14 protein-coding genes are annotated in these 18924 nt (G+C 67.4%); 5 read left to right on the top strand and 9 right to left on the bottom strand.

Annotated elements, in window-relative coordinates; genetic code table 11:
• Positions 1 to 27 precede the first annotated feature (27 nt).
• From J7I98_RS09815 to J7I98_RS09780, 8 genes are all read right to left on the bottom strand, one after another.
• The gene (locus tag J7I98_RS09815; RefSeq protein WP_214920238.1) at positions 28 to 1647 is read right to left on the bottom strand and encodes an ABC transporter substrate-binding protein; all 1620 of its coding nucleotides are present in this window, start codon (positions 1645 to 1647) and stop codon (positions 28 to 30) included.
• Positions 1648 to 1839: 192 nt separating this feature from the next.
• On the bottom strand, positions 1840 to 2991 hold the full coding sequence (locus J7I98_RS09810) for an ABC transporter ATP-binding protein (protein ID WP_214920237.1): 1152 nt from the start codon (positions 2989 to 2991) through the stop codon (positions 1840 to 1842).
• Positions 2984 to 4042, bottom strand: a complete 1059-nt coding sequence (locus tag J7I98_RS09805; RefSeq protein WP_214920236.1) for an ABC transporter ATP-binding protein — start codon at positions 4040 to 4042, stop codon at positions 2984 to 2986. The genes J7I98_RS09810 and J7I98_RS09805 overlap by 8 nt, the downstream gene beginning before the upstream one ends.
• Before the next feature lie 11 nt (positions 4043 to 4053).
• The gene (locus J7I98_RS09800) at positions 4054 to 4998 is read right to left on the bottom strand and encodes an ABC transporter permease (protein ID WP_214920235.1); all 945 of its coding nucleotides are present in this window, start codon (positions 4996 to 4998) and stop codon (positions 4054 to 4056) included.
• The gene (locus J7I98_RS09795; RefSeq protein WP_214920234.1) at positions 4991 to 5920 is read right to left on the bottom strand and encodes an ABC transporter permease; all 930 of its coding nucleotides are present in this window, start codon (positions 5918 to 5920) and stop codon (positions 4991 to 4993) included. Before J7I98_RS09795 ends, J7I98_RS09800 begins: the two co-directional genes overlap by 8 nt.
• 123 nt (positions 5921 to 6043) lie before the next feature.
• Complete coding sequence (locus J7I98_RS09790) at positions 6044 to 7660, bottom strand: ABC transporter substrate-binding protein (protein ID WP_214920233.1); 1617 nt, start codon at positions 7658 to 7660, stop codon at positions 6044 to 6046.
• 422 nt (positions 7661 to 8082) lie between these two features.
• A complete protein-coding gene (gene typA, locus J7I98_RS09785) occupies positions 8083 to 9954 on the bottom strand; it encodes a translational GTPase TypA (RefSeq protein ID WP_214920232.1) in 1872 nt (623 codons plus the stop codon).
• A 301-nt stretch (positions 9955 to 10255) separates the two neighbouring features.
• A complete protein-coding gene (locus tag J7I98_RS09780) occupies positions 10256 to 12169 on the bottom strand; it encodes an ABC transporter substrate-binding protein (protein WP_374225103.1) in 1914 nt (637 codons plus the stop codon).
• 723 nt (positions 12170 to 12892) lie between these two features.
• Here J7I98_RS09780 and J7I98_RS09775 point away from each other — a divergent pair.
• From J7I98_RS09775 to J7I98_RS09755, 5 genes are all read left to right on the top strand, one after another.
• Positions 12893 to 13186 (top strand): hypothetical protein, encoded by a 294-nt coding sequence (locus J7I98_RS09775; protein ID WP_214920230.1) that lies wholly within the window; start codon positions 12893 to 12895, stop codon positions 13184 to 13186.
• A gap of 58 nt (positions 13187 to 13244) precedes the next feature.
• Complete coding sequence (locus J7I98_RS09770; protein WP_214920229.1) at positions 13245 to 14063, top strand: hypothetical protein; 819 nt, start codon at positions 13245 to 13247, stop codon at positions 14061 to 14063.
• A 40-nt stretch (positions 14064 to 14103) separates the two neighbouring features.
• Complete coding sequence (locus J7I98_RS09765) at positions 14104 to 16050, top strand: fumarate reductase/succinate dehydrogenase flavoprotein subunit (RefSeq protein ID WP_214920228.1); 1947 nt, start codon at positions 14104 to 14106, stop codon at positions 16048 to 16050.
• The gene (locus J7I98_RS09760) at positions 16047 to 16817 is read left to right on the top strand and encodes a succinate dehydrogenase/fumarate reductase iron-sulfur subunit (RefSeq protein WP_214920227.1); all 771 of its coding nucleotides are present in this window, start codon (positions 16047 to 16049) and stop codon (positions 16815 to 16817) included. Before J7I98_RS09765 ends, J7I98_RS09760 begins: the two co-directional genes overlap by 4 nt.
• Before the next feature lie 81 nt (positions 16818 to 16898).
• Entirely contained in the window at positions 16899 to 17738 is an 840-nt protein-coding gene (locus J7I98_RS09755; protein WP_214920226.1) for an arylamine N-acetyltransferase, read from the top strand.
• Positions 17739 to 17803: 65 nt separating this feature from the next.
• On the opposite strand, the gene J7I98_RS09750 is transcribed toward J7I98_RS09755, so the two are convergent.
• The gene (locus tag J7I98_RS09750) at positions 17804 to 18850 is read right to left on the bottom strand and encodes a hypothetical protein (RefSeq protein WP_251020419.1); all 1047 of its coding nucleotides are present in this window, start codon (positions 18848 to 18850) and stop codon (positions 17804 to 17806) included.
• Positions 18851 to 18924: the final 74 nt, after the last annotated feature.

The following is an 18924-nucleotide window of genomic DNA, read 5'->3' as shown; positions in this document are numbered from 1 at the left end:
GGGTCGCGGGGGTCGCAGTGGCCGGTGTCAGCTGACCTTGATCTCGTTGTAGACGGGGACGCTGAAGGGGTTCAGGGCCACGTTCGAGATCCTTTCGGAGTAGCCCGCGCTGCCGTTCTGGTACCAGAGCGGGATGGCGGCCATCTCGTCGCGTACGACCTTCTCCGCCTTCTGGAACTTCGCGATCACCTTCGCGACGTCGCTCTCGGCGTTGGCCTCGTCGACGAGCTTGTCGAACTCCGGGCTGGACCACTTGCCGTCGTTGGACGAGGCGTTGGTGTAGTAGAGCGGCTGGAGGAAGTTCTGGATCAGTGGGTAGTCCATCTGCCAGCCGGCCCGGAAGGGGCCGGTCATCTTGCTCTGGGTGATCTGGTTACGGGAGTCGGCGAAGGTGCCGATCGGGTTGCCGACGCACGAATTGGCCTTCCCCAGCGCGTTGTTGATGCTGTTGCAGACGGCGTCGACCCAGTCCTTGTGGGAGCCGGTGTCCGCGTTGTACGAGATCTTCAGGGTGCCGCCGGGGATACCGCCGCCCTCTTCGACGAGCTTCTTCGCCTCCTCCGGGTCGAACTCGCACGCGTCACCGCACAGGCCGTCGTCGAAGCCGGCCTCCTTGCCCAGGACCGGGGAGGTCCAGTCCTTGGCCGGGGTGCGGGTCTTCCGGAAGATCGTGTCGGTGATCTGCCTGCGGTCGATCGCCCTGGACAGCCCCGTACGGACCTTCTCCAGCCCTTCCGCACCCCACCTCTCGTCGTAGAAGGGGAAGGCGAGGGTCTGGATGATGCCGGCCGGGACGTTGATGTACCGGTCTCCGAGGTCGGCCTCGACGTTCTTGAGCTGCGAGGCCGGGACGTCGTCGACCAGGTCGAGGTTGCCGGCTGTCAGGTCGGTGTAGGCGGTGTTGTTGTCGGTGTAGACCTTGAGGTCCACGCCGCCGTTCTGCGCCTTGTCCGGGCCGTTGTACCCGTCCCACTTGCGCATGCTCATCTGGGAACCCTTGGCGTACGACTCGACGGTGTACGGGCCGTTGCCGACGGGCTTGGACAGCCAGGCGTCGTGGTCGTCGAAGAACGCCCGGGGCAGCGGTGCGAAGGCGGCGTAACCGAGGGTCTCGGGCCAGGTGGAGAACTTCTGGGTCAGCTTGACGGTGAAGGTCCTGTCGTTCGTCACCTTGAGGCCGGAGAGGGTGTCGGCGGTGGCCTGGCCCTTCTCCGGGTGGACCTTGTCGTAACCCTCGATCTGGCCGAAGAAGGGCGCGTTCTTCTGGTTGTTCTTGAGGTGCGCGCCGTAGTTCCAGGCGTCGACGAACGACTTGGCGGTGACCTTCTCGCCGTTGCTGAAAGCCCAGCCGTCCTTGATCGTGACGGTGAAGTTCTGCGAGTCCTTGGTCTCGATCTTCTCGGCGACCATGTCCTTGGCCTCGCCGGTCTTCGCGTCGTACCGCTTGAGACCGCGGAAGAGCATGTCGAGGACCTTGCCGCCCTGCACCTCGTTGGTGTTCGCGGGCTCCAGGGGGTTCTGCGGGTCGGCCCAGGAGGAACTGACCACACCCTCTGCGCCGCCGGCGCCGCCCCCACCGCACGCCGAGGCGGCGAGTACGACCGCCACGGCACATGCGGCCCACTTGGCCTGCGCGGCTCCGCGCATGGGCTTCCCTCCTAGGGTCCTCAGCATCACTTAGGCCCAAATATCACCCCATAACGTGCGCCTGCGCATCATCTCTGCGTCCGTCTGCGCGTCGCCTCGCACCGGACTCTGCCTGACGCGATGTCACGCGCGAAAACGCGAAGGCGCCCGGACCAAAAGGTCCGGGCGCCTTCGTTCACGTACGTCCGAGGACTACGCCGCGTGCACGACGTCCTTCACCTCGGCGAAGTGGCACGCCGACTCGTGGGCCGCCGGGGTGTCCGAGCCCTTGAAGCGCTCCGGGACCGCCAGCAGCGGGACCTCCTCGGCGCACTTGTCCTGGGCCTTCCAGCAGCGCGTACGGAAGCGGCAGCCGGACGGCGGGTTCGCCGGGGACGGGACGTCGCCGGTGAGGATGATCCGCTCCCGGCCCTCGCGGGCCTCCGGGTCGGGGACCGGGACTGCCGACAGCAGCGCCTGGGTGTAGGGGTGCGTCGGGTGGTCGTAGATCTGCGTGTCCGTACCGATCTCGGCCATCTTGCCGAGGTACATGACGCCGACCCGGTCCGAGATGTGCCGGACGATCGACAGGTCGTGCGCGATGAAGAGGTAGGACAGGTTGAACTCGTCCTGGAGCTTCTCCATCAGGTTGATGACCTGCGCCTGGACGGAGACGTCCAGCGCCGACACCGGCTCGTCGCAGATGATGATCTCCGGCTGGAGCGCGAGGCCGCGGGCGATGCCGATGCGCTGGCGCTGGCCGCCCGAGAACTGGTGCGGGTACCGGTTGATGTACTCCGGGTTGAGACCGACCACGTCCAGGAGCTCCTGGACCTTGCGGCGGCGGTCGCCCTTCGGCGCAACCTCCGGGTGGATGTCGTACGGCTCACCGATGATGTCGCCCACCGTCATACGGGGGTTGAGCGACGTGTACGGGTCCTGGAACACCATCTGGATGTTGCGGCGTACGGCCTTCAGCGCGCGCCCGGACAGCTTGGTGATGTCCTGGCCCTTGTAGAAGACCTCGCCCGCGGTCGCCGTCTCCAGCGTCATGAGGAGCTTGGCGACCGTGGACTTGCCACAGCCGGACTCGCCCACTATGCCGAGCGTCTCGCCCTGGTACAGGTCGAAGGAGATGCCGTCGACCGCCTTTACCGCACCGACCTGCTTCTTGAACAGGATGCCCTGGGTCAGCGGGAAGTGCTTGACCAGGTTGCGGACCTGGAGGATCGGCTCGCCCCGTTCGACCGGGGCCTCGATCGCCGCCACCGCCTCCTGGGTGGTGGAGGCGTCGACGGTCTCGACCGCAGTGACGTTCGGCGTAGCGTCCACGGCAGCCTCGTCGTTCTTCTTCAGCTCAGCCATGGATCTGCTCCTTCCAGAAGTGGCACGCGCTGCCGCGGCCGGGCAGCTCGCCGCCGTCCTGCTCGGTGACCGGCGCCAGGGCCGGAATGTCCGTACGGCAGATGTCCTGCGCCTTCGGGCAGCGCGGGTTGAAGGCGCAACCGGACGGAATCTTCAGCAGGTTGGGCGGCAGGCCCTTGATCGCGTAGAGCTCCTGGCCCTTCTGGTCCAGGCGCGGGATCGAGTCGAGCAGGCCACGGGTGTACGGGTGCGCGGGGCGCTTGTACAGCTCGTGGACCGGCGCGGTCTCGACGATCCGGCCCGCGTACATGACCGCGATCTTGTCCGCGACGTCGGCGACGACGCCGAGGTCGTGGGTGATCAGGATCAGGCCCATGTTGTACTCGCGCTGAAGCTCCGCGAGCAGGTCCATGACCTGCGCCTGGACGGTCACGTCGAGCGCCGTGGTGGGCTCGTCCGCGATGATCAGGTCCGGCTCCAGAGCCAGCGCCATAGCGATCATGATGCGCTGGCGCATACCGCCGGAGAACTGGTGCGGGTAGTCGTTGACCCGCTCCTTCGCCGCCGGAATGCGCACCCGGTCCATCAGGTCGATGGCCTTGGCCTTGGCGTCCTTCTTGGACAGGCCCTGGTGTACGCGGAACATCTCGCCGAGCTGGTAGCCGACGGTGAGCACGGGGTTGAGGGAGGACAGCGCGTCCTGGAAGATCATCGCGATCTTCTGGCCGCGGATCTTCCGCCGCTCCTCGTAGCCCATGGTCAGCATGTCCTGGCCGCGGAAGAGAATCTCTCCCTGCGGGATGCGGCCCGGGGGCATGTCGAGGATGCCCATGATGGCCTGCGCCGTCACGGACTTGCCGGAGCCGGACTCGCCGAGGACGGCGAGGGTCTCGCCGGCGGCGACGCTGTAGTTGACGCCGTTGACGGCCTTGACGATGCCGTCGCGGGTCTTGAACTCCACGTGCAGGTCGCGTACGTCGAGCAGCGGTCCGCTGTTCTCAGTCGAACCTCGGGGCGCGGGAACATCTGCGGTCTTGTCGATGATGGTCATGTACGCCTCCCTCAGCGCAGCTTGGGGTCGAGGGCGTTGCGTACCGCATCGCCGAGCATGATGAACGCCAGGACCGTGATGGACACCATGATCGACGGCAGGATCAGAACGAACGGCGCGTTGCGCAACTGCTGCGCGCCGGACGAGATGTCGACACCCCACGAGACGGTCGGCTCGGCGAGACCGATGCCCAGGAAGGACAGCGTGGCCTCGGCCGAGATGTAACCGCCGAGCGCGATGGTGGCGACCACGATCACCGGGGCCACCGCGTTGGGCAGGATGTGGCGCAGCAGGATGCGGGAGGTGGAGGCGCCGAGCGCCTTCGCCGCCATCACGTAGTCGGCCTGCTTGATGGTGATGACCGAGCCGCGCGCGACACGGGCGATCTGGGTCCAGCCGAGGAAGGCGAGGGCCAGGATCACGACGTACAGGGCGCGGTCCTCGAAGGAGGTCAGCACCACCATCGCGCCGAGGATGAAGGGGATACCGAAGAAGATGTCGGTGACCCGGGACAGGATCGTGTCGATCCAGCCGCCGAAGTAGCCTGCGAGCATACCGACGATGCCGCCGAAGACGGTGACGAGGAGCGTCACGACGACGCCGACCGCGATCGAGGCGCGGGCGCCGTAGATCATGCGGGCGTAGATGGACCGGCCCTGGATGTCGTAACCGAGCCAGTCCTCCGCGAATACGTTGCCCCAATTGGGCTTCTGGAGGTAGTGCTTGGCCAGGTCGGCGTAGCGCGGGTCGGCGCTGGTGAACAGGCCGGGCGCGATGGCCATGGTCAGCAGCACCAAGATCAGGATCGCGGAGATCACGAAGAGCGGGTTGCGCCGCAGGTCGTGCCAGGCGTCGGACCAGAGGCTGCGCGGCTTTTCGGGCTTGCTGCCCGCGGGCTGAGCGTCGGCCTTGGCCGCCGGCTCGTCCTTGACGGTGGCTTCGAGTGCCTCAGGCATAACGGATCCTCGGGTCCAGGACCGCGTAGAGCAGGTCGACGATCAGGCTGGCGACGAGATACACGACCACGATCAGCGTGACGATGCCCACGACCGTCGCGCCCTCGCGGTGCCTCAGCGCGTCGAAGATCTCGTAGCCGACGCCCTTGACGTTGAAGATGCCCTCGGTGACGACCGCGCCGCCGAGCAGGGCACCGAGGTCAGTGCCGAGGAAAGTGACCACGGGGATCAGGGAGTTGCGCATCAGGTGCACGCCGACGATGCGGCGCCGGGGCAGGCCCTTCGCCACGGCGGTGCGCATGTAGTCGGAGCGCAGGTTCTCGGCGACCGACGTACGCGTGAGGCGTGCGACGTATGCGAGGGAAAGCGAGCCGAGTACGACCGCCGGCAGGATCAGCTCGCCGGCTGTGGCTGCCTCACTGACGTTGGGTTCGACCCAGCCCATCTCGAAAGCGAAGACGTACTGGAGCAGGTAGCCCAGTACGAAGGAGGGAATCGAGATCAGGAGCAGCGTCAGGACGAGCAGTCCCCGGTCCCGGAGAGTGTCGGCCTTCAGACCGGCGAAGATGCCGATGGACATGCCGACAAGCACGGTGAACGTGAAGGCGAACAGGGCCAGTCGGATCGTGATCGGGAATGCCTCCGAGATGATGTCGGCCACGGGCCGGCCGCTGGCGATCTGTGTACCGAAGTCTCCCTGGAACAAGTTGCCCAGGTAGTTCACGTACTGGTGCCAGAGGGGGAGATCGAGCCCGAGGTCCTTCTTCATCTGCGCGATCTGTGCCGGGTCTACGGTCTGTTCGCCCGCGAGCGCGCGCACGGGATCGCCGGGCAGCGCGTACATCATGGCGAAGACCAGCAAGGTTGACCCGATGAAGACCGGGATCATCTGGAGCAGTCGCCGCGCGACATAACGCCCCATGTTTGCCTCCGTTGTGGATAACTGCGGCGCGGGGGCCGCTCCCCTGGTTCAGGGAGCGGCCCCCGGGCCTACCGCCGGTGCGGTGGCGGGTAACGGCCGAGTGGGGGGTGGCCCGCAGGCTGACTACTTCGTGGTGACGCCGGTGATTTCGAAGTCACCGTGGAAGTCGACCTTGACGTTGTCAACAGCCTTCGAGTGGCCACCGTTGATGCGGTACTGCCACAGCGGGATGGCCGGCATCTTCTTGAGAAGAGCCTTCTCGGCGTCCTGGTAGAGCTTGATCGACTCGTCCAGGGACTTGGCGTTGTCGCCCTTGCGGAACATCGCGTCGATGTCCTTGTCCGAGAAGCGACCGTTGTTCGACTCGGCCGTCGTGTCGTACAGCTCGCGCATGAAGTTGACGTTCAGCGGGTAGTCGGCGACCCAACCACCACGGTAGAAGCCCTTGACCTGGTCGTTGTCACGCGCTTCCAGGTCAGTCTGGAAGTCCGGCTTGGCGTCCGGCACGCAGTCGACACCCGTGGCGTTACGGATGGACTCGCAGACAGCGGTGATCCATTCCTTGTGGCCACCGTCGGCGTTGTACTGGATCGTCAGCTTGTTGCCGGGGACACCGCCGCCCTCCTTGACAAGCTGCTTCGCCTTCTTCGGGTCGTACGTGAAGACGTCCGTGTCGAGCTGCTGGTTGCCCTGGACACCGACGGGCGTGAAGCTCGTGGCCGGCGTACGGGTGCCGTTGAGCACCGTCTTGGTGATCGTCTTGCGGTCGATCGCCATCGACAGACCCTGCAGGACCTTCGGGTCGATGTCCTTGAAGGTCTTGCTGTAGAACGCGGGGTTCAGGCTCTGGATCGCCGCGTACTCCTGGTCGATCGCGCGGTCGCCCAGGTCCTGCTTGTACTTCGGCAGGTCCGTCGGGCCGACCTGGCGGATCATGTCCAGGTTGCCGGAGATGAGGTCCTGGTACGCGGCCTCGACGGTCGCGTAGTTCTTGAAGAGGACACCCTTGTTCGCGGCCTTGTTCGGGCCCTTGTAGCCGTCGAACGCCTTGACCTGGATGAGCTTCTTGTGGTTCCACTTCTCGAACTTGTACGGGCCGTTGCCGATCGGGTTCTGGCCGAAGGCCTTCGGGTCCGCGTAGAACGCCTTGGGCAGCGGGGCCCAAGTGGCGTAACCCAGCTTGTAGTTGAAGTACGGAACCGGCTTGTCCAGCTCGATGGTGAAGGTGGTGTCGTCGACGACCTTCAGACCGGACATGACGTCCTTGGTCGGCTCACCCTTCTCCGGGTGGACGTCCTTGAAGCCCTTGATGTCCGAGTACCAAGGCGCGTTCTGCATCTTGTTCTTGGTGTTGGCGTACCAGTTCCACGCGTCGACGTACGACTTGGCCGTGACGTCTTCGCCGTTGTGGAACTTCCAGCCCGGCTTGAGCTTGACCGTCCAGGTCTTGGAGTCCTTGGACTCCACCGACTCGGCGTTCGTGTAGACGATCCCGCCCTTGGCGTCGAAGTCGAGCAGCTGCGTGAACAGCGACTGGATGACGTAGCTGCCGAGCGTCTCGTTCGTGTCAGCCGGGTTCAGCGGCTTCTGCGGCTCACCGACGTCGATCGAGACATAGCCCGCGGGCTTGCCCTTCTCCTTGGCGTCGCTGTCGCCGCTGTCCGAGCCACCGCACGCCGTTGCCGACAGAGCTACGACTATCGCACCTGCGACCCACTTGGCGCTCTTGGCACCGCGCATGGGTTCCTCCTCATGAGTCCACTGATCACTTCAAGAGGGGCACACAGACGGACGCCGACACCCCTGACGGCGATGAAGTCATGTGCCCCAAGTGTGCTCGTGAGTCGGCACTCCCCACAGTGCGTGACCCATTGACCCGAGCTCAATGGAGCCAACTATTAAGTACGTCCGAGCCGTAAACCACACTTAAAGGGTCTCGTTTTGACAACATCGACGTGGGACACCTGCCCGAAATCCGGACAAAGTGATCACAGACAGACACCCGCGAAACGGACTGTTAACGCAGCTTCCGGAGAGCGACGCCCGATATCCGAACACTCGGAGTCGGAAAACGAGTTGACGAAAGGCCCGGGCCCCCACAGTGTCTGCGGGGACCCGGGCCTCTCGAACCGACCACCGGTCGGCGACGTTCAGCGCAGGTGTCAGCGCTTGGCGCGCGACGCGGTGCGGCCGCGCTCCTTCTGGTCCAGGACGACCTTGCGGATACGCACGGTCTCCGGGGTCACCTCGATGCACTCGTCGTCGCGGCAGAACTCCAGCGACTGCTCCAGCGAGAGCTTGCGCGGCGGCACCACGTTCTCGGTGTTGTCCGCGGAAGCCGCACGCATGTTGGTGAGCTTCTTCTCCTTGGTGATGTTCACGTCCATGTCGTCGGAACGCGAGTTCTCACCAATGATCATGCCCTCGTAGACCTCGGTGCCGGCCTCCAGGAAGATGACACCGCGCTCCTGCAGGTTGATCATCGCGAAGGGGGTGACCGAGCCCGAACGGTCCGCGACCAGCGAGCCGTTGTTACGGGTGCGCAGGTCGCCGAACCACGGCTCGTGGCCCTCGAAGATGGAGTGCGCGATGCCCGTACCGCGGGTCTGCGTCAGGAACTCCGTACGGAAGCCGATGAGGCCGCGGGACGGGACGATCCACTCCATGCGGATCCAGCCCGAACCGTGGTTCGTCATGGTCTCCATGCGGCCCTTGCGGGTCGCCATCAGCTGCGTGATCGCGCCGAGGTGCTCCTCGGGGGAGTCGATCGTCATGCGCTCGATCGGCTCGTACGTCTTGCCGTCGACCTGCTTGGTGACAACCTCGGGCTTGCCGACGGTCAGCTCGAAGCCCTCACGGCGCATCTGCTCGACCAGGATCGCCAGCGCGAGCTCACCGCGGCCCTGGACCTCCCAGGCGTCGGGGCGCTCGGTGTCCAGGACACGGAGCGAGACGTTACCGATGAGCTCCTTGTCCAGGCGGTCCTTCACCTGGCGGGCGGTGACCTTGTGGCCCTTGCCGCCCTTGCCGACCAGCGGCGAGGTGTTCGTACCGATGGTCATGGAGATCGCGGGCTCGTCGACCGTGATCAGCGGGAGCGCGATCGGGTTCTCGGGGTCCGCGAGGGTCTCGCCGATCATGATGTCCGGGATACCGGCGATGGCGCAGATGTCGCCCGGGCCCGCCTTCTCGGCCGGCTTGCGGGTGAGCGCCTCGGTCATCAGCAGCTCGGTGATGCGGACGTTGGACATCGTGCCGTCACGCTTGATCCACGTGACGGTCTGGCCCTTCTTCAGCTCACCCTGCTCGACGCGGCAGAGCGCGATACGGCCGAGGAAGTTGTCGGCGTCCAGGTTGGTGACGTGGGCCTGCAGAGGGGCGGCCTCGTCGTACTCCGGGGCCGGGACGTGCGCCAGGATCGTGTTGAAGAACGGCTCCAGGTTCTCGCTGTCCTGCGGGACGGTGCCGTCCTCGGGCTTGGTCAGCGAGGCGACGCCGTCACGGGCGCAGGCGTAGACGATCGGGAACTCGATCTGCTCCTCGTCCGCGTCCAGGTCCAGGAACAGGTCGTACGTCTCGTTGACGACCTCGTCGATCCGGGAGTCGGGGCGGTCCGTCTTGTTGATGCAGAGGATGACGGGCATCCGGGCCTGAAGCGCCTTGCGGAGCACGAAGCGCGTCTGCGGCAGCGGGCCCTCGGAGGCGTCGACCAGCAGGACGACCGCGTCGACCATCGACAGGCCGCGCTCGACCTCACCACCGAAGTCGGCGTGGCCGGGGGTGTCGATGATGTTGATCGTGATGACGTCGCCGCCATCCTTCGGGTGGTACTTCACGGCCGTGTTCTTGGCCAGGATCGTGATGCCCTTCTCACGCTCCAGGTCGTTCGAGTCCATCATGCGGTCGTCGAGGTGCTCGGCGGCGTGCGCGGCGAAGGCGCCCGCCTGCTTGAGCATGGCGTCGACCAGGGTGGTCTTGCCGTGGTCGACGTGGGCGACGATGGCTACGTTACGGATGTCGTGGCGCGTGGGCATGGGTGGAGTGCGCTTCTCTCGATCGTGGGATCGGGCGTCGTAATCGGTTTCGTTCCTCATACGCCCGCCGGGCGGACGCGCCACGGCTACCCCCCATGGTACGGGGCGAGCGCCGTAAGGGCTTCCCGGGCGATCGTTAGCGGCCCGCGCAAGGGATTTTGGGGATCCCGGCGGGGCTTTGGGCAGGGGTTTTTGCTGGCCCTCGGGTCAAAGGGTTTTGGTCACAGTGTTCGGAAACGACCTTGCCCGCCGGGGGCACCGGCGGGCAAGGGACTTGAGCCAATCCTGAGGGTTCCGGCTGCTACCTCTTCTTCGGCTTGGAGCCGTCCGTCTTCTTGAAGCCGATGTCCTGGTAGCGGGGGGCGGCGAAGCCGAAGGCGCCCACGTTGGCGAGGTCCGGCCTGGTCGCGACCAGCTCGGGGCGCTGGAACAGCGGGATGGATCCCGCCGCGGCCCAGATCCGGGCGTCGGTCCGCCTCATCAGGTCGCGGGCCTCCTTCTGGTCCAGTTCCGCCATGGCCTGGTCGAAGAGCTGGTCGATGTGGTCCGTACCGACGCGCGTGTAGTTCTGCTCGACGATCAGCGACCCGTCGGCGGCCGGCTCCGGCTTGGCGAAGATCGGGCGGGCGTCGGTGGCCGGGTAGGCGGTCGCGGGCCAGGAATAGAGCGCCAGGTCGTAGTCGCCCGAGGCGATGTGGTCCCTGAAGTAGCTGTCGTCGGGGACCTTGACGATCTCTGTGCGTACGCCGATGTACTCCAGCATCCGGGAGATCTTCTCCCCGACGGTACGCAGCGACTCGGAGCCGGGGCCGGACGGAAGCACGAAGCGCAGCGCCAGCGGCTCGCCGTCCTTGCCGAGCGGGCCCTTGGCGCCGGCGGGCGCGGGAGCGGGGGTGCCGCGCGGGGCGTAGGCGCCAGCGACGCCGTCCTTCTCCTTGCTGCCGTCCATCGCGACGGCCTGCCGCATCAGCACCCGGCCCTGGAGGGCCGCGGCCGGTGCGGGGGCCAGGATGCGCGTACCGGATGGCTCCGAGCCGTAGCTGCCCTCGCCCGGCTTGGAGTCGTTCTTCGCCCGCTTCTCTTCGTCGCCGACGATGTACATGCCGTCGTCGGACTCGCTTTGCTTGCTCTTCTCCTTCTTTTCTTTCCCGGCCTCGTCCTTCCCGGCCTTCTTCTTGTCGGTCTTCTTCTTGTCGGCCTTGCTGCCCGCCTTCGTGCCGTCCGGCAGCCGCTCCGCCCCGCCCCGCGTCCAGCCCGCGTCCGCGAGCAGTGCCTGCGCGGCCTGGGTGTCCTGGCTGCCGAGTGCGCCGCTGCTGTCGGCGTACGCCTCCTGGCCGGCCAGCGCGAGATGGCTGCCCAGCGGCTGGGCAGGCAGGCCGAGCGGCTTGAGTACGCTCTCGGCGAGCTCCTGGCGGTCGAGGGCGCGGGCCACGGCACGGCGTACCCGGTCGTCGGTGAGCGGGCCCGATGTGCCGTTCAGCGCGAGCTGCGTGTAGGCCGGTTCGAGGGACTTGCGGATGACGAAGCGGCGCAGTACGGCCTGCTCCGCCGCGTACTTCCGCATCGCCTTGCGGGCCTTCTCGCGGGCCTTCTGCTCGGCCTCGGCCTCCTCCTCGGACGAGCCGTGCGCCACCGCCCAGGATCTGAGCGCGGAGGCGGGCGTGATGGCGGTGCCCGGGCCGTGGTTCAGCCCCTTGTCCTTCTCCTTGCGCTTGTCCTTGCCCGCGTTCCTGGCGGCCAGGGCGGCCCGGTCGGCGGTGCTCCGGCCGATCTCGGCGACGTCCAGGTCACCGGCGGCCAGCGCGTAGGCGCGCTGGTCGCGGGGGACGCTTCGGAAGACGAGGGTGTCCAGCTTCGCGGTCTGGCCCCACCAGCGGGGGTCGCGTACGAGCGTGGCCTCGCCTTTGCCGCGGTCCAGCTCCTTGAGCGTGAACGGGCCCGCTGTCGGCTTGAGCCGGTCGCGGGCCCCGTCGTTGAAGGAGGCGGGGCTGCCCATCACGTCCTTGGGGTAGAGCGGCGTGAAGAGCGAGCGCCAGTCCGCGTACGGCTTGCTGAATGTGACCCTCACCTCAAGGTCCTCGCCGCCGCGCTCGATCTTCTCGATGCGCTCGTAGCCGGCGTTGCGGGCGGTCCAGTACGCCGTGTCCTTGCCGCTCAGCGCGCGCCACTGGGCGAGGAAGTCCGGGGCGCCGATCTCGCGGCCGTCGCTCCACACCGCCTGCTGGTTGAGCTTGTAGAGGACGACCTGCTTGGGCTCGCGCTCGACGACCTCGGCGGACTCCAGATAGTCGCCGTTGCGCTGCGGGCGGCCCCTGCGGTCGAGGGTGAACAGCGACGGAAGTACGGCGCCCGCGATCCGGTTGGTGGAGGCGTCGGCGTCGGCCTGGAAAGCGTTGAGGGTGGCGGGCGTCGTGTCGGTGGCCCAGCGCACCGTGCCGCCGTCGGCGAGCTGACCACGCCCGGCCGGTGCGATGTCCTGCGGGGCCGCCACCGCTGCCGTGCCGTCGTCGCCCGAGCTGCATCCGGCCAGTACGGGGAGCGCGAGCACACCGCTGGCGAGGAGCGCGAGGGAACGGCGGACGCGCTGGGGCCTGCAGCGGGATGCCTTCCCGCGTGGGACGCCGACGTGGGACATGGCTGGTACCTCCGGGGCCGGCCCGGCCCACTCCCCGTCGGAATAGGCCCGGTTTTTCGCTTTTGGCGGCATATGCAGCTGATCACATCTATTGCCCTCCCACTGAAAAGGACCCCGCGCGTGAGCCGTGGGCGACACGGCGGCAGACCCCTCCAACCCCACCCGTGCGGCCCAACAGAAGGGGGCGTGCGGCCAGCCGCGCGCCGAGAATCGCTGCACGTCCCTTCACAAAAGGGGATGTGACGCGCGACACTCGCAGGCGCATGAGTGTTGCCACCGCCCACTGCGGAAGTGAGGGCAATCATGTCCATGCAAGATGACCTCAAGGCCGTCCAGCGCAGCCTCGACGAGCTGGACCGGTCGGTCGCCCGGCTGGAGCAGCACATCGGCAGCGGCAGCCTGGAGATGCGACGCGTGCGCACGGACGCCGGGCATCTGCGAGAAAGCCTCGCCCTGCTGAGCGAGGCCGCCCCGAACCTGCCGCCCACCAGAGAACGGCCCGACCTGGTGCCCATCCCGGAAGCGCCGTACGACAACGCGCTGTGGACGGACACGGACGACGAGGGACTCGGGGCACGCGACCGGCACGCGCCGTAGCCGGTACGTACCGAGCCGCGCCATCGCCGTTCTGTACCGCCACGCATTGGAGTCCTCGTTGGCCACAGGCACAGAACCCCAAGCCCCTACGGGCATCCATGACACCTCGCGCGCCGCCATCGCCCCGCGGCATCTGCGCACCGACCGCTGGTGGCTGGCGCCCGCCGCGACCGCCGCCGGGCTGCTCGCCTTCATCGTCTACTCGACGTGGCGGGCCTTCGCGAATGCCGACTACTACGCGGCGCCGTACGTCTCGCCGTTCTACTCGCCCTGCCTGGCGGAGAACTGCGAGCCGATGAAGAACGGCCCCAACTGGGAGATCTTCGGCAGCTGGTGGGGCCTGTCCCCCGCCCTGCTGATCCTGATCTTCCCCCTGGGCTTCCGCCTGACCTGCTACTACTACCGCAAGGCCTACTACCGGGGCTTCTGGGCCTCGCCCCCGGCCTGCGCCGTCGCCGAGCCGCACAAGAAGTACAGCGGCGAGACCCGCTTCCCGCTGATCCTCCAGAACCTCCACAGGTACTTCTTCTACGCCGCCGTCCCCGTCGCGGGGATCCTCACGTACGACACCGTGCTCGCCTTCCGCGACGAGCACTACGAGTGGGGCCACATGGGTCTGGGCACCCTGGTCTTCCTCGTCAACATCGTGCTGATCTGGGCGTACACCTTCTCCTGCCACTCCTGTCGGCACATCGTCGGCGGCAAGCTCAAGCACTTCTCCGAGCACCCGGTGCGCTACCGGCTGTGGGGCTGGGTCGGCAGACTCAACAACCGGCACATGCTGCTCGCCTGGGCGTCACTGGTGAGCGTCGCCCTCGCCGACTTCTACGTCTATCTCCTGGCGTCCGGCGCCTTCGACGACCCGCGGCTGTTCTGAAAGCTGTCTCAAAGCTGTTCAAAAAAATGAAGGGTGCCAGATGACGCAGCTCGACCGGCAGGAGTGGGACGTCGTCGTGGTCGGCGCGGGCGGCGCCGGACTGCGGGCCGCCATCGAGGCGCGGGAGCAGGGGGCCCGTACGGCGGTCATCTGCAAGTCGCTCTTCGGCAAGGCGCACACCGTGATGGCCGAGGGCGGCATCGCCGCGTCCATGGGCAATGTGAACGCCGGCGACAACTGGCAGGTCCACTTCCGCGACACCATGCGCGGCGGCAAGTTCCTCAACCAGTGGCGGATGGCGGAGCTGCACGCCCGCGAAGCACCGGACCGCGTATGGGAGTTGGAGACCTGGGGTGCGCTCTTCGACCGTACGCCCGACGGGAAGATCTCGCAGCGCAACTTCGGCGGGCACGAATACCCGCGCCTCGCGCACGTCGGCGACCGCACCGGCCTCGAACTGATCCGCACCCTCCAGCAGAAGATCGTCTCGCTCCAGCAGGAGGACTTCCGCGAATTCGGCGACTACGAAGCCCGGTTGAAGGTCTTCCAGGAGTGCACGGTCACCAGGGTCCTCAAGGACGGCGAGAAGGTCGCCGGGACCTTCTGTTACGAGCGGGAGTCCGGCCGTTTCTTCGTGCTGGAGGCGCCGAGTGTCGTGCTCGCCACCGGCGGCATCGGCAAGTCCTTCAAGGTGACGTCGAATTCCTGGGAGTACACCGGCGACGGGCACGCCCTGGCGCTGCTCGCGGGCGCACCGCTGCTCAATATGGAGTTCGTGCAGTTCCATCCGACCGGCATGGTCTGGCCGCCGTCGGTGAAGGGCATCCTCGTCACCGAATCGGTGCGCGGCGACGGCGGCGTACTGCTCAATTCCGAGGGCAAGCGCTTCATGTTCGACTACGTGCCCGACGTCTTCAAGGAGAAGTACGCCCAGTCGGAGGAGGAGGGCGACCGCTGGTACGAGGACCCGGACAACAACCGGCGTCCCCCCGAGCTGCTCCCCCGCGACGAGGTCGCCCGCGCGATCAACTCCGAGGTCAAGGCGGGGCGCGGCTCACCGCACGGCGGGGTGTTCCTGGATGTGTCGACGCGGATGCCCGCCGAGGTCATCCGGCGCCGGCTCCCGTCCATGTACCACCAGTTCAAGGAGCTGGCGGACGTCGACATCACCGCCGAAGCCATGGAGGTCGGGCCGACCTGCCATTACGTGATGGGCGGCATCGCCGTCGACTCCGACACCGCAGCGACCCGAGGCGTCCCCGGGCTGTACGCGGCGGGCGAGGTCGCGGGCGGCATGCACGGCTCCAACCGGCTCGGCGGCAACTCCCTCTCCGACCTGCTGGTCTTCGGCCGCCGGGCCGGGCTGCACGCGGCGCAGTACGCGACCGGCTTCGTGGGCTCCGCGCGGCCGGAGGTGGTCGAGGCCCAGGTGGACGCGGCGGCGGCCGAGGCGCTGCGGCCGTTCAGCGCGGAGGGCCCCGAGCCGGGCCAGGAGGACAGCCGTCCGCCGGAGAACCCGTACACCCTCCACCAGGAGCTCCAGCAGACGATGAACGACCTGGTCGGCATCATCAGGCGGGAGCCGGAGATGGTGCAGGCCCTGCACAAGCTGTCCGAGCTGCGGGTACGGGCCCGCCGGGCCGGGGTCGAGGGACACCGGCAGTTCAATCCCGGCTGGCACCTGGCGCTGGACCTGCGCAACATGCTGCTGGTCAGCGAGTGCATCGCGCGCGCGGCGCTGGAGCGCACCGAGAGCCGCGGCGGTCACACCCGTGAGGACTGCCCGTCTATGGAGCGGGAGTGGCGGCGGATCAACCTGCTGTGCCGGCCGGCCGATCCGACGGGCGGCCTCGCCCCTGCCGATCCGGTGCGGGGCCAGATCTCGCTCGTACGGGAGACGACCGACTCCATCCGTTCCGACCTGCTCGCCCTCTTCGAGAAAGAGGAGCTGGTCAAGTACCTCGCCGAAGAGGAGCTCTACGAATGAGCAGCTACACAGCGGCCTTCAGGGTCTGGCGCGGTGATGCGGACGGCGGGGACCTGGAGGACTTCAAGGTCGAGGTGAACGAGGGCGAGGTCGTCCTCGACATCATCCACCGCCTCCAGGCCACTCAGGCGTCCGATCTGGCGGTGCGCTGGAACTGCAAGGCGGGCAAGTGCGGTTCGTGCAGCGCGGAAATCAACGGGCGGCCGCGGCTGCTGTGCATGACGCGGATGTCGGTCTTCTCGCGCGAGGAGACGATCACGGTCACGCCGCTGCGGGCGTTTCCCGTCGTACGGGACCTGGTGACGAATGTGTCCTTCAACTACGCGAAGGCGCGGGAGGTGCCCGCTTTCGTGCCGCCGCCGGGGGTTGCGGCCGGTGAGTACCGGATGCAGCAGATGGATGTGGAGCGGTCGCAGGAGTTCCGTAAGTGCATCGAGTGCTTCCTGTGCCAGGACACGTGCCATGTGGTGCGCGACCACGAGGAGAACAAGGCCTCCTTCGCCGGGCCGCGCTTCCTGATGCGGATCGCGGAGCTGGACATGCACCCGCTGGACGCGGCCGACGGGTCGGGACTCGACCGCAAGAAGACCGCGCAGGACGAGCACGGGCTCGGTTACTGCAACATCACCAAGTGCTGCACGGAGGTCTGCCCCGAGAACATCAAGATCACGGACAACGCCCTGATCCCGCTCAAGGAGCGGGCGGTCGACCGGAAGTACGACCCGCTGGTCTGGCTGGGGAACAAGATCCGCCGCCGGGGGGAATAGGGGAATAGCCGGTAGTGGGCGCCACGCTTCATCTGTCGTAATGCTCAACGCAATTGACATGATGAAACGGGGATTTACCGCATGTGGAACGGCGACGAACTCGACCTGGACGCCTATCTCGCGCACCTCGGGTACGACGGGGACCGCACCCCCACGCTGGAGACATTGCGCGCGCTGCACCGCGCGCATGTGCTCTCGGTGCGCTGGGAGAACCTGGACGCGGTGCTGCGCGGTGACGTCCCGCTCGATCTCGGCACGCTCCAGGCCAAGATGATCGGCAACGCGCGCGGCGGCTACTGCTTCGAGCACGCGTCCCTGTACGCGGCGGCCCTGGAGCGGCTCGGCTTCGAGTTCTTCGCGGTCCTCGGGCGGATCCGGATGGGTGCGCCCAAGATGCTGCCGACCACGCACGCGATGATGGTCGTGGAGCTCGACGGGCAGCGCTGGCTCAGCGACATCGGCTTCGGGGCGAGCCCGCTGGAGCCGATCGAGATGACGGACGGGACCGAGACGTCCGACGGCGTATGGGCGTACCGGCTGCGGCGCGGGGAGGTCACGCCGGGCGCGGAGGGCTGGACGCTCTACCAGCCGGCGGGCGAGCGCTTCAGCGACGAGACGGGTGACGGCTGGATGGCGCGGCACACCTTCACGCTCGACCCGCAGTACCCGGTCGATTTCCAGACGGGGAACCACTTCATAGCGACGAGCCCGCACTCGCCCTTCAGCAGCCGCGTCTTCCTGCAGCGCGTGCACCCCGACCGGCTGCACCTGCTGGACAACCGGAAGCTGATGACGGTGACGCCCGGCTCCTACGAGGAGCGGGAGCTCGAAGCGAACGAGGTGCCGAAGGTTGTCGCCGACGTGTTCGGGATCGAGCTGACGCCGGAGGACGCGGAGCTGCTGCTGACCAAGCTGGTCTAGCAAGCGGCGATCGCCGGACGGGCCGAATTCGGCCTGTCCGGCGATCGAGGACACGGTCTGGGGACCTACCCCGCGTTCCACCCCGCCCGGTACGCCGCCCAGTCGCCCTCCTCCGCCGCGAAGTCGACGTACAGCGCCACCCCGAACCGCTCCCGGTCGCGGTCCGTCCGGCCCAGGCCCAGCCTCGTGCCGCGGATCGCCGCCGCCACCGTCTCCGCGTTCTCGTGGTGCCCGATGTCGTCCTCGTGGAAGAACGGCAGACCCATCAGCAGGTCCGTCCCCTCGGGCGTGACTTCGAGTGCCAGCGCGGTCTGCTGCGCGACGTAGCCGCCGTACAGGCTCTCCAGCGGCATCCACGTGTCGTACGACATCACGGCGATCTGGTCGACCCTGCGCGCCACTTCGGCGAAGAACGCCTGCGACCACCATTTCTCCCTGCCGCTGACCGCACGGTTGACCGCGTGCGCGGCCGGCAGCGGATCGATCTGGTGGGCGGCGACCGACAGCGGCACCTTCCGTTCATTCGTCAGGTCGCGCAGGTCGTCGAGCAGCGAGAGGTAGTGGCGGTCGCCGGAAAGCAGCGGCTCCAGGTCGAAGTGCGCCCCCTCGAAGCCCGCGTCGAGGATCTGCCGGGTCGACCGCACGACGGCGGCCCGGGTGTCCGCGTCGGCCAGCCGCATCCCGTCGGGGCCCTCGGTGACGAGCTTGTCGCCGAGCCATGCCTGCACCCGTATGCCGGGCATCTCGCGGTGTACGGCCGCGACGAGCCGGCGCGCTCTCGGGTAGGCCGACTTCGGCAGCGTCCCGTCGTGTTCGAGCGGCCCGGCATGGACGTACAGGTCCTTGATCCCGGTGCCCTTGATGCGGGCGGCGAAGTCGGCGACGTCCGCGTCCTTCTTGCGCCCGTCGACCCAGGCGTGCCCGAGCCACACCGCGTCGCGGCCGCGCGTGCGCGTGCCGTCCTCGTAGTCGCCCGCGTAGTTGACCCGCAACGCGGCGCCTGCGGTGGCGAGCGGCGCGACGAGCAGCACGACCAGCGCCAGGGCCATCCGCTTGGGCCACTTGAGCCGCGGGCTCTTCCACCGTCGTACGAATGCTTCCATGCGCCTCATGCGTCCCATGCGGCGCAAGACTCCATAAGGGGCTCCGGAGGTTCCCTACCGTCCGGTCGCGGGGCTCCGGGCAT

Origin of the sequence: Streptomyces sp. ISL-98 (assembly GCF_018614055.1) — a bacterium.
Taxonomy (GTDB): Bacteria; Actinomycetota; Actinomycetes; order Streptomycetales; family Streptomycetaceae; genus Streptomyces; species Streptomyces spiramyceticus.
The sequence above is the reverse complement of the archived record's forward strand: the minus strand, read 5'-3'. Positions and strand labels throughout refer to the sequence as shown.